This window comes from Tenacibaculum halocynthiae (genome assembly GCF_964512825.1).
Classification (GTDB): Bacteria; Bacteroidota; Bacteroidia; order Flavobacteriales; family Flavobacteriaceae; genus Polaribacter; species Polaribacter halocynthiae.
This window is the reverse complement of record NZ_CAZELG010000046.1, coordinates 1-10829: the sequence shown is the minus strand read 5'-3', so window position 1 is coordinate 10829 and position 10829 is coordinate 1. Positions and strand designations below refer to the sequence as shown.

Annotated in this window: 9 protein-coding genes and 1 tRNA gene; 3 read left to right on the top strand and 7 right to left on the bottom strand. The window is 29.2% G+C overall.

Features of this window, described 5'->3' with window-relative positions; all coding sequences use genetic code 11:
- Positions 1–92: 92 nt before the first annotated feature.
- The 3 genes from ACKTTQ_RS19150 to ACKTTQ_RS19140 form a co-directional block, all read right to left on the bottom strand.
- Positions 93–165 (bottom strand) — tRNA-Gly (locus tag ACKTTQ_RS19150).
- A gap of 238 nt (positions 166–403) precedes the next feature.
- Positions 404–1102: a LytR/AlgR family response regulator transcription factor gene (locus ACKTTQ_RS19145; RefSeq protein WP_093868751.1), complete on the bottom strand. Its 699-nt coding sequence runs from the start codon at positions 1100–1102 to the stop codon at positions 404–406.
- Positions 1080–2168 carry a sensor histidine kinase gene (locus tag ACKTTQ_RS19140; RefSeq protein WP_408050147.1) on the bottom strand — a complete coding sequence of 363 codons (1089 nt, stop codon included), beginning with the start codon at positions 2166–2168 and terminating at the stop codon, positions 1080–1082. The genes ACKTTQ_RS19145 and ACKTTQ_RS19140 overlap by 23 nt, the downstream gene beginning before the upstream one ends.
- Positions 2169–2367: 199 nt before the next feature.
- On the opposite strand from ACKTTQ_RS19140, the gene ACKTTQ_RS19135 reads away from it, so the two are divergent.
- From ACKTTQ_RS19135 to ACKTTQ_RS19125, 3 genes are read left to right on the top strand one after another with little or no spacing between them, the layout of a single operon-like run.
- Positions 2368–3237: an SMP-30/gluconolactonase/LRE family protein gene (locus ACKTTQ_RS19135; protein ID WP_408050146.1), complete on the top strand. Its 870-nt coding sequence runs from the start codon at positions 2368–2370 to the stop codon at positions 3235–3237.
- Positions 3227–5407, top strand: a complete 2181-nt coding sequence (locus tag ACKTTQ_RS19130) for a DUF5916 domain-containing protein (protein WP_408050145.1) — start codon at positions 3227–3229, stop codon at positions 5405–5407. The genes ACKTTQ_RS19135 and ACKTTQ_RS19130 overlap by 11 nt, the downstream gene beginning before the upstream one ends.
- 3 nt (positions 5408–5410) lie before the next feature.
- The gene (locus ACKTTQ_RS19125) at positions 5411–6445 is read left to right on the top strand and encodes a DUF4405 domain-containing protein (protein WP_113786724.1); all 1035 of its coding nucleotides are present in this window, start codon (positions 5411–5413) and stop codon (positions 6443–6445) included.
- Between the two features lie 441 nt (positions 6446–6886).
- Here ACKTTQ_RS19125 and ACKTTQ_RS19120 read toward each other — a convergent pair whose 3' ends face one another.
- From ACKTTQ_RS19120 to ACKTTQ_RS19105, 4 genes are all read right to left on the bottom strand, one after another.
- Positions 6887–8431: a serine hydrolase domain-containing protein gene (locus ACKTTQ_RS19120; protein ID WP_408050144.1), complete on the bottom strand. Its 1545-nt coding sequence runs from the start codon at positions 8429–8431 to the stop codon at positions 6887–6889.
- A gap of 793 nt (positions 8432–9224) precedes the next feature.
- A complete protein-coding gene (locus ACKTTQ_RS19115; protein ID WP_408050143.1) occupies positions 9225–9521 on the bottom strand; it encodes a hypothetical protein in 297 nt (98 codons plus the stop codon).
- The gene (locus ACKTTQ_RS19110; protein ID WP_408050142.1) at positions 9518–9994 is read right to left on the bottom strand and encodes a hypothetical protein; all 477 of its coding nucleotides are present in this window, start codon (positions 9992–9994) and stop codon (positions 9518–9520) included. The genes ACKTTQ_RS19115 and ACKTTQ_RS19110 overlap by 4 nt, the downstream gene beginning before the upstream one ends.
- 290 nt (positions 9995–10284) lie before the next feature.
- Positions 10285–10668: a hypothetical protein gene (locus ACKTTQ_RS19105; protein ID WP_408050141.1), complete on the bottom strand. Its 384-nt coding sequence runs from the start codon at positions 10666–10668 to the stop codon at positions 10285–10287.
- Positions 10669–10829 lie beyond the last annotated feature (161 nt).

Below are 10829 nucleotides of genomic sequence, written 5' to 3'. Positions count from 1 at the left end.
ACATTCAGCTTGGAAGGCTGACGCTCTACCAACTGAGCTACTCTCGCATTTGGTAAAGATTTTTGTACAATTCCTTGTACTATTTTAATTAGAGCGGGAGACCAGGTTCGAACTGGCGACATTCAGCTTGGAAGGCTGACGCTCTACCAACTGAGCTACTCCCGCAGTAAAGCGGTTGCAAATATAATATAGTTTCTAGAATTTACAAGAGTTTTTTTTGGGTTTTTAATAGAATTTATTACCAGTATAGGTAACTTTCAGTAAATGAATGTTATGGCTTTAGATATAAAGTAAGTTGTGCTAGTTTAGATAAGCATTCTGAAGTAAAACTATAAATAATATTCTCCCCCCCCTTTGGATAGGTAGTTTACGAAAATTCCTGTAAATATTTAGTTGATTTTCATTATGTAATTTGATTAACTAAAGTTGTTTTATAACTTTCTCCAATAGGGATTTCAATCTTTCCAATTTCAATATCATGTTTGGTATAGGCAGTTACTTTATCTTTATTAATAATAAATGAACGATGAACTCTAAGAAAACGAGAATCTAAAACATTTTGAAATGCAGATATACTGTATTTGACAAGATGTGATTTATTTTCTTTTTTAATTTTAATATAGTTTTTTATACTTTCAATAAATAGTATTTCGTCAAAAAGAATTTTTACTTGTTTTCTATCTTCTGTTACAAAAATATAGCTGTTATTTTGTATCTTATTATCATTGATTTGTATTTCTGTTTTACTATTTTGTGATGCTGAAAACTTTTCAATTGCTTTAAAAAATCTGCTAAATGTTATAGGTTTTACTAAATAATCAATGGCATTTAATTCGAAACCGTCAACAGCGTATTCGCGATAAGCAGTTGTGAAAATTACTTTAGGTTTTTGTACAAGGTTTTTATAAAAATCTGTACCCAATAAAACAGGCATTTCAACATCTAAAAAAAGTAAATCGATATGTTGAATGTTTAATATATTGATAGCTTCTATGGCACTTTTGCAAGAAGCCACAACTTTAAATGTTTCAATCTTGGCGAGATGGTTTTCAATGAGCTGTCTTGCTAATTTTTCATCGTCAATTATTAAACACGTATACATTTTTTTGTTTTTTGAGTTTTAAATTTACTGAAAAACTTTCTAAAGTTTCTTCAATCTTTAAATCATAAGAGTCAAGATATAACAAGTTAAGTTGTAACTCTACATTAGTTAAACCAATTGATTTTTTTTTAGTTGATTTTTCGATGTTTAATAAAGGTTTAGTATTAAAAATATTAAAAAAAATATGATCATCATCAGTCGAAAAATTAATTTTAACGGTTGCCATTTTTAATTCCTGACTAACACCATGTTTAAATGCATTTTCAATAAAGGTTAGTAATAATAAAGGTGCAATTTTATAATTTTCAGTTATCGAATTTTTAAATGATACTAAAACTCTATCTTCATAACGTACTTGTTCTAAGGCCAGATAATTTTCAATAAGTTCTATTTCTTTATAAATTGGTACAAATTTAGTATCACTTCCGTATAACATATAATCTAATATACTAGAAAGTTTTTCAATGACTTCTGGTGCTTTATCTGATTTTTCAACAGACATAGCGTACAAATTATTTAAAGTGTTAAATAAAAAATGAGGGTTTAACTGATGCTTTAATGCTTTTAATTCCAATTCTTTTTTCTGTTCTCTAATTTTTGAAAGTTTATATTGGTTTTCATAAAATGTTAGACCAACTAAAAAGAATAAAGGTTGTAAATAAAACAGGGGCAAATGAATGAAAATTGTTTTTACATCAAATATGCGTTCCCAAAACGTAATGTTTCCGTTGTTGTCTAAAAATACCTTATAACAATCGGGATATGCTTTTTCAAGAAAAGACATTCGGATCGAAACATTTAAAAAGTTTATAACGAAAAATACTAGAATAATTAAAAGTAAGAGTTTTAAAATACTTCTATTCTTTTTATAATAAGGTATAATAAAATGCAAAATAGTATAAGCAATTATTATTTGATACAGTACATGAAAAATATAGGTAACTAGAACTTCTTCTGTAGTACCAAATCGTTCTCTTGCTGATGTTGTGTAAAACAAGAAAACCACGATCCAAAAGAGTATGTGCTTATAAATAGAGAGATTAAATATTTTTAAAAAACGCTTCATTTTCAATTCATAAAAGTACAATAAAAACAAGTTATTGTTAGTGATTAGTGTACAAACAATATAAAAGAGAATACAAACAAGTATTTAAAGGTTATAAATGTATTATAGGAAGTATGTGTACAAAAATTGAAGATTTGTCCTCTTTTTAAAATCACAATTTAAGTAAGCTATAGTTTTGGGGTATAAAACAATTACAAATATGAGAACTATTTTAATTTTCGTAGTAATCGCTACTTTTTATCTACAATCGTGTATGCCACAAAAATTAGGTTTCACAAAAACTTTAAAGAATCCAAAATTGACAAAACTATGGGAAACCGATACAGTTTTAAATGATTTAGAATCGGTTATTTATGATAAGACTAATAATATACTTTATGTTACCAGTATTAACGGGCATTGGTTAAAACCCAATGGGAAAGGGTTTATAAGCAAAATAGATTTAAATGGTGAAATTATAAGTCATAAATGGATTGATAAAATTGAAGGGCCAACCGGAATGACTATATATAAAAATAAATTATTCGTTGCTGATTTTGATACAGTTTTAGAAATCGACCTTATTACATCAAGGATTATCAAGAAGTATAAAATTGAAGGTACAGAGCGGATCAATGATTTAACTGTAAGTGAAGATGGAACCGTTTATGGGAGTGGTACAAAAAGCGGAAAATTATTTGCATTGAAAAAAGGAAAGGCAATCATCTTAAAGAATAATTTAGAATGGCCAAACGGAGTGCTTTATGAAGATAAGAATATACTAATTGGTTTGGGTGATAAAACTATAAGCAGTTATAATTTAAAAACAAAAACTTCAAAAATAATAGCAAAAAATATATCTAATCCAGATGGAATTGTAGCTATAGGTAACGGTGATTATTTAATATCCAGTTGGGAGGGAATGATACATTATGTAACTAAAAACGGTACTAAAATCTTACTTTTAAATACTACTAAAGAAAAAGTAAACGCTGCTGATATTACTTATATACCAGAGTTAAAAATGATACTAGTACCTGCTATGTTAAAGCATAAATTAATTGCTTATAAACTTACAGATGAAAACTAAACTATTCACTTTTTTAACAATCGTTGGTATATGTATTTATGGATATTCACAAAATAAAACAATTCATTTTATTAATAAATCAGCAAAGATAGATGGAAAGTTAAACGAATTAATGTGGCAAAAAGCACAAGTATTTAGTAATTTTAATAATTATTACCCTAATGATACAGGTAAATCAGAAAATAAAACTGAAGTTAGAATGTATCATGATGGGACAAATCTATACATAGGGGTAGTATATCATGATACAACATCAAAAAGTAAAATTAGCACATTAAAACGCGACAATCATGGCGATGCTGTTGTGAGTAGTGATGCTTTTGGAATAGTATTAGACCCCTTCAACAAAGAAAATAACGGTTATTATTTCACATTAAACACTGGAAATACTCAAGTAGATGCTTTGGTAGATTTTAATGGAACTGATTACAGTTTTAATGAAAGTTGGAACTCAGTTTGGTATTCGAAAACCGGGATTAAGGGCACTAAAAAAATATACGAAATAGAAATTCCGTTTAAAGCTTTAAATTTTGATATAAATAACAATACTTGGGGTGTTCAATTTTTTTACAGAGACTTTAAGACTAATAAATGGATGACTTATACCGATATGTCACGCAACTTTTTTCAGTTTGATTTACGCTTTACAGAAGATATAATTATTCAAAATTTACCTCAAACAAATACATCAAAATTTGTGTTAGTACCATCAGTAACTTATAATTTTGAAAAAGATGTTACTAAGAGCATACAAGAGTCTACTTTTAAACCAAGTATTGATGCGCAATATAATATAACTTCTTCTTTGAGGTTAGAGACTAGCATTAATCCTGATTTTTCGCAAGTAGATGTTGATCAACAGGTAGTTAATTTAACACGTTTTGCGATTAATTTTCCTGAGCGGCGAAACTTTTTTTTAGAAAATAGTGATTTGTTTAATAATTTAGGAACTTCTGGAGTTAATCCGTTTTATTCTCGAATAATTGGAGCTACAACAGATATGCAATTTGGATTAAAACTTTCGGGAAATATTTCTCCAAACACACGTGTCGGAATTTTAAGTGCTCAAACCAAAAAAACTGGAGGAAATCAAGCGCAAAATTATGCGGTTTTGGTTGGTCGTCATAAATTATCAAGAGACTTTACTACTACTGCTTATTGGGTTAATAGACAGCAAACTAACGGAGTCAAATTTAAAAATGATTACAACCGTGTTTTTGGTTTAAACTTAAATTATAAATCAAATAACAAGCTATGGTCTGCACAGACAAACTATGGTAAGAGTTTAAGTAGTAAGATTGAATCTGATAATAGTTTTTTCAATGTTGAAGGACAATATAATTCAAGAAAGACATATGCCAAGGGAGCATTTAAAACGGTAGATAAAAATTTTATAACAGATGTTGGGTTTACACCTAGACTTTATAATTACGATGCTATAAACAATCAAGTTATTAGAAAATCATATTTAGATTCGTATTTTGTTTTTCAGAAAACGTACTATCCTACAAAATCTAAAACGATAGACCGTTTTCGTTATTTATCAGTAGTAAATGATGCATTTTGGAATAGAGAGGGGAAGCTTACCGAGATGTCTACAGTAATTGGGAATTCGATTTGGTTTAAGAAGAACTTATCATCTTTATATTTCAACTTAACACATAATTACTTCAATTTTCAATATGGGTTTGATATTCTAAACAATGGAAAGCCTATTCAACCAGATGTTTACAATACTTTCGATATTAAAATTGGTTACAATAACCGTTCAAGTAACAAAAATTTATATTATGGTACCGAAGTTTTTTACGGTGGATATTTTAACGGAGAAAGAAGAGGTTTTAATTCCGAAATAGGTTATAGACTTTTACCATTTGCACAATTAAATATTAATTATTCTTTAAACAATATTAATCTTTATAATCTAGGAAAAGAAACCTTTCATTTGGCTCAATTTACAGGTGAAGTGTTTTTTAGTAATCGTTTAAATTGGACAACTTATGTACAGTATAACACACAGAGAAATAACTTTAACATTAATAGTCGTTTACAATGGGAATATAAACCATTGTCATATATCTATTTTGTAGTGACAGATAATTTTAATGAACAGGTTACAAGAACGAATTGGGGCATAGCATTTAAGGTTAATTATAGATTTGATTTTTAGAATATGAAGTTAAGAAAATTAATAAGTACCAGCATTGCTGTATTGTTTTTAGTATTAGGTGTAACTGGAGTTTTGATGTATGTACAACCTTATAACAAATCCATAGCTTCTATACATACAGTTTTCGGTTTTCTGTTTTCGATAGGGGTGATTTCTCACATTATTAATAATATAAAACCACTAAAAATGTATAGTATAAATTCAAAAAATAACTTTTTAAATACTCATTCTGTAGGGTTATTATTTGTAACTGGTGTTTTATTAATGGGATTATTTTTTAATATTACAGGGTTTAATAAAATATATGATTTTGGGAATGAGTACAGGAATAGTTTACAAGGAAAAGAAACATTAGAGGATGGAAAGCAAAGTATTACTGTAAAGAAAGAACTTAATGACATTTCGGTTGAAATTGATGTAAAGAAAGGTGATGCGTTTCGTTACGCAATGATGGTAGTTTGGGTTGAAGATATTGATGGTAATTATATTGAAAGTTTATTTGTACCTAAATCAATTGCTACAAGTAAATATGTAAATGGTCAGAAAAATGAAAATGGAATTTGGAAATCAGCAATTGTTCGTAGACCAGAGTCATTACCGTATTGGGCACATAAAAGAGGGATTAGGGCTTCAGACGGATTATACATTCCGTTAGGGAAATCTTATGATATAGACGCTGTTTCAGGTGCAACACCAACTGATGATTTTATTATTAATTCAAAAGCAAAGATTGGAAAGTTAAATAAATTTAGAGTGTTAATGGAAGTCAATCAATCATTTAATTGGAATAAATATTACAGTAAAGATCGTTTTCCAAATGATAGTATTTATAGTGGTTCTGGAAGAGTTGGCCAACCCGCAATTGTATATGCTATTGATGTTGATTTAGATAAGATAAAAACTTCAAAAAATTATTTTTTTGAACCAATTGGACACAGCCATCATTCTGGTAAAAATGGTAAGCTATTTAAAGAGATGTCGAAGATAACAACGGCTTTAGATATTATTGATAGAGGTATTGTGAAGGTGATTAAATAATTTTAAGAAATGAACTTTGTCTAGTCCTGAAATACGGTTACAGGTTAAGATAGACTTTAGGCTGTAGTCGTATTTCAGGACGGGTCAGTCTTTACGATTGTATTTTTTAATCCATTCGTTTACAGTTGTAGGTGCAATGGAGTAGAGTTTACAAAGTTGGCTCTTTGTGTGTTTTCCGATTGTAAGTTCGGCTAATATTTTTAATTTAAATGGTTCACTGTAACGTCTAATGACTTTGTCATTTCTATACATAATGTTTAAAATTATGTAGCCTTATTTCAGGACGGGTCACAATGTTTGCCAACGTATTTGTATAAGATTAGTTGCGTGTTACAAGCACTAAATTTCGAAAAAAAATAACCAAATAGAAAGTCCGCGAGGATTTTCATAATTAGGTTTACCTAGCAATTAATTTTATACGATGTTACCTTTTCGTTGTTTTTAATGTGTCATTTTGGTAAATGTTAGTCCTTTCCAGATAGCTTTTTCTACCTTACCATCGTTTACTACAAATTGGACTACTGAACCTTCCTCACCCATAACAACTCTAATAGCATTAGTTCTGTGTGGTGTTGCTATATCAGATTTAAGGTTTCCAATTGTAACTATCAATTTATTTTCTTCAACTTCTTTTACTAGTAGTGTACCAAATAAATCACTTGTATAGGTTCCAGCATATAAAGAAAAAGGCAGTTCAAGTTTCCAAGTTCTTTTCGCCAATTTAATCATATATTCAGTATCTGATTTTTTCTTTTTAGTGTAGTTTTCGTGATACTCTTTTAGTTTATCTTTATAGTGAGTATCGAGGTTTTCTCGTTTAGAGAAATAATCAAATACATACGCACTAAGGAGCATATTAAGATCATAACTAATTTTTCCTTCATTTGCCATTATAACAACACCTACTCCGGTTTCTCGTACGAATGAGAATTGAGGATGCATTCCGGTAAAACTGCCAAAATGGTGCACTAGTGTATCTCCTAACGGAGTTGTCGCGATGTTCCAACCGTAACCATAACCGAATCGTTTAAGATCATACCACATTCTATTCTGCTTAGCATGTTTTAACTGGCTATTCTTAACCAAATTTGAGTCAATTACTTGTTCTCCATCGATTTTACCATTGTTTAATGCTACGACCATATATCTAGCCATATCTTTAGCAGTTGATAGTATACCTCCAGCGGCATGCATTGTATTGTCTTTTTTTTCTAAAAAAAGACGGACTAATTTATTTTCATCATTATTCTGTGTATGTGGTTTTGCAATTTCCAAACCTTGCTCAATAGCCTTAGACATTTGGGTACTTGTATGCTTCATTTTTAAGGGTTGCAATACTTCCTGCTGAACTAAAGATTTCCAATCAACCCCCAATTCTTTTTCCATAATCATTCCTAAGATGATGTATCCTGTATTGGTATATTCAAATTTACCAAAAGGAGCATCTTCGTTAACTACAGTGAATTTCTCCAATATAGTTTGTAAATTATTTTTGTCATATGAGCCTGAATAAGCTTTTAAATTCCTTAATGGGTTATTTTCTATTCCAGATGTATGTGTAATTAAGTGTTCAATTTTAATACTATCAGCTTTAAGGTCTGGAGCAAAATTAATTTCAGGTAATAATTCGGCTAATGATTTATCAAAATCGAGTTTTCCTTTAGCTTCAAGACGTAAGGCAGCCATTGCAGTAAAAGATTTGGTGATTGAAGCGATGTAAAAGAGGGTGTTTTTGCTAACCTTTATGTTTTTATCTACATCAGCCATTCCGAGATATTTCTCAAATATGATACTGTCGTCTTTTACCACTGCTATTGCTATTCCGTATTTTGCTCCATATTCGTTTGTAGCTAATTCAATGAAATTAGTATAGGCTTTATTAAACTCAAGATAATCTAGTTTTTTATACTTATTGCAAGAGCTTAAAAATACTAACAGTGTTAGTAAAGTAATTATAGGTATTTTCATAGGTTTAGACTTTTTCATATTTTTAATAAAAGGTAACGTTTTTGTATATGATTAGTTGCAATTTTTATTCAAATGTAATTAAAAATTATTATTTTTTAGTTTGAACAAATACTTTCTACAGTTCATTAAACCTAGCAATTAATTATGCGCCTTGTTGGTAACTTTAATTTTAGCAATCAGTTATTAAATACAGGTTTAATTTCCATATTACATTGGATTTCTAAAATCCTATACTCTTTAAAACACCAACTTCAACTAATTCACACTCATAATAAAATCTGCCTTGTGAGAAGTTAAAGGTGTTTTTCCATTTTTGGCCAATTCCAATTCTATTTGTGAAGTTTTCATTATCAAAAATCCAATTGTTTTTATTAAGAATATATGTCTCTTAACAAGCTCCGACAACTGCAGTCAAGCTATTAAAATCAATATGTTCTTTCTGGAAATTATAATCTGAAAAGAAATTTTTGATGAAGTCTTTTAGGTCAATTGGGATTAGTTTTTTATCTGAATAAGATTGAGAAATATTCCGATAATTTTCTGCTCTTTTAAAGGCAAGATTCCAATTTTAGTTTTCAACTTTTCCTTTTCTCGTTACACGAGATTATTAATAGAAGTGAATTCGATAATTTGAGTATTTTGATCTTTATTGTTGCCAACGGCTCCGTATATGAAAAGTAGCGCTGAAAATAAGCTATAACTTTTCGGTTTAAACACAAGCCGAATTTTTAAATTTTACTATTTATTTTATTATTGGAAATCGTCAAAATTAAAAATTTGGTGACTTTCCAAAAATGTCCAAGCCTTAGTTTTAGTAATGACTTGCTCTATTTTTTACAATAGCTTTTATCGCTTGGATAATACCGTAAATGCACAAATGTACTATTGGGAATAAAATTCCATAAAAGAACACAACTAATGAGCCACCACCTTTAAAATTTTCTTCATCGCTAAAGATATAAATCATAAAAACCGTGTAAAGTAAAAACACAAATATATGTATGTAAAATACTCTTTTTTGTCTGAACCATAATCCTAATAAAATTAGTAAAAATACAGCTCCGTAAATCAAATATAATATCGAAAATTCACTATCAGTCGGAATCATTCAATCGTTTTTTTAGCACGTTCTAAAATTGGTTCATAATCAAATGTTGAGCAACTACCTTCGCTAAAAACTTTTTTCCCAATTCGTTCAATTTTTCCTTCATCATTTTCCCAGTTGAAAACATAAATATAAGCTCTGAAAACTTCGTTGAGCTCATTGTAATTCAGTTCGCCATTTTTATGTCCGAAGTTTTCTTCCGTTTCTATTATTTTAATTGGTAATCCGTTTTGTAAATAAATAGTAGTCTTTACTCGACCATAAGAAAGTCCAATTTCTTCTACGATTTTACATATTTGATTTTCGTTCCGCCACACTTTTAAAATTCTGCCACCATCAGTCGTAATTCCAGTCAGTTTTTTCCAATCAAATTCCGATTTCGTTAGAGTAGAGTCAGAGTCGATTGAGTTTACTTCGCTTTTAATGCCGTCAAGTTTATTTTCTTGTCCGAAAGTTACAAATCCGATTAAGGTCAATATGATTACGAATGTTTTTTTCAAATGGTTTAGAACGTGTTTGTATAAGATTAGTTGCGGTTTTGTGTGCGAGGATTTTCCGCAGGAAAATCAGATGTAACAAAAGGGCAACTACCTTTGTTTAAGCCTAAAATAAGCAATTAATTTTATATGGTGTTGGGCAATCGTTTTATAATTTCCGGTTTAATTTTTTGAAGCAAAAATCAGATTCAAATATTGGACAAATTGATTTAATTAATTCTTTCGCTTCTTTTTTATTCATTATTGGGATGTAAACTTGATTCAATTCGCTAATATGGTTTGAGAAATTCAGATTTATAATTAGTTTTATTCCATTCAAATTTTTCATTTGATTCAATACTCTCAAAGCTATTGTTTTCCATCTCCACGTAAAATTTTTCTAAGAGTTTTTTAGATTCAAGAATTTCAAGAATTTTTCTGTTTCTTAATTCATTCGTTTTAATATCTCCACATTGTTCTTCTGTTAAGTCTTCAACTTCCCATTCAGTTGTGAAAATACCAATTGAGAATTCAACGTTTGGAATTATTAAATTCGTACATAAAACTTTGGACGATTTTTTTATTTCAGCAAGAGTTTTTTCATAAGTAATTTTATTTTGTGCAAATGAATATGAAACTATAAAAAATAATAAAATGCTTATTGTTTTTCTCATTTTTGGTAATGTTGCCCAACGTGTTTGTGTATGATTTCGTTGCGTGTTTAAGCAACTAATTTAGCAAACAAAAACGTGCCAGAGAAAATTCCGAAGGAATTTTCCAAGTAGGTGATTACCTAAGCAATTAATTATACACGTCTTAAGTTTACAAAGTAGTA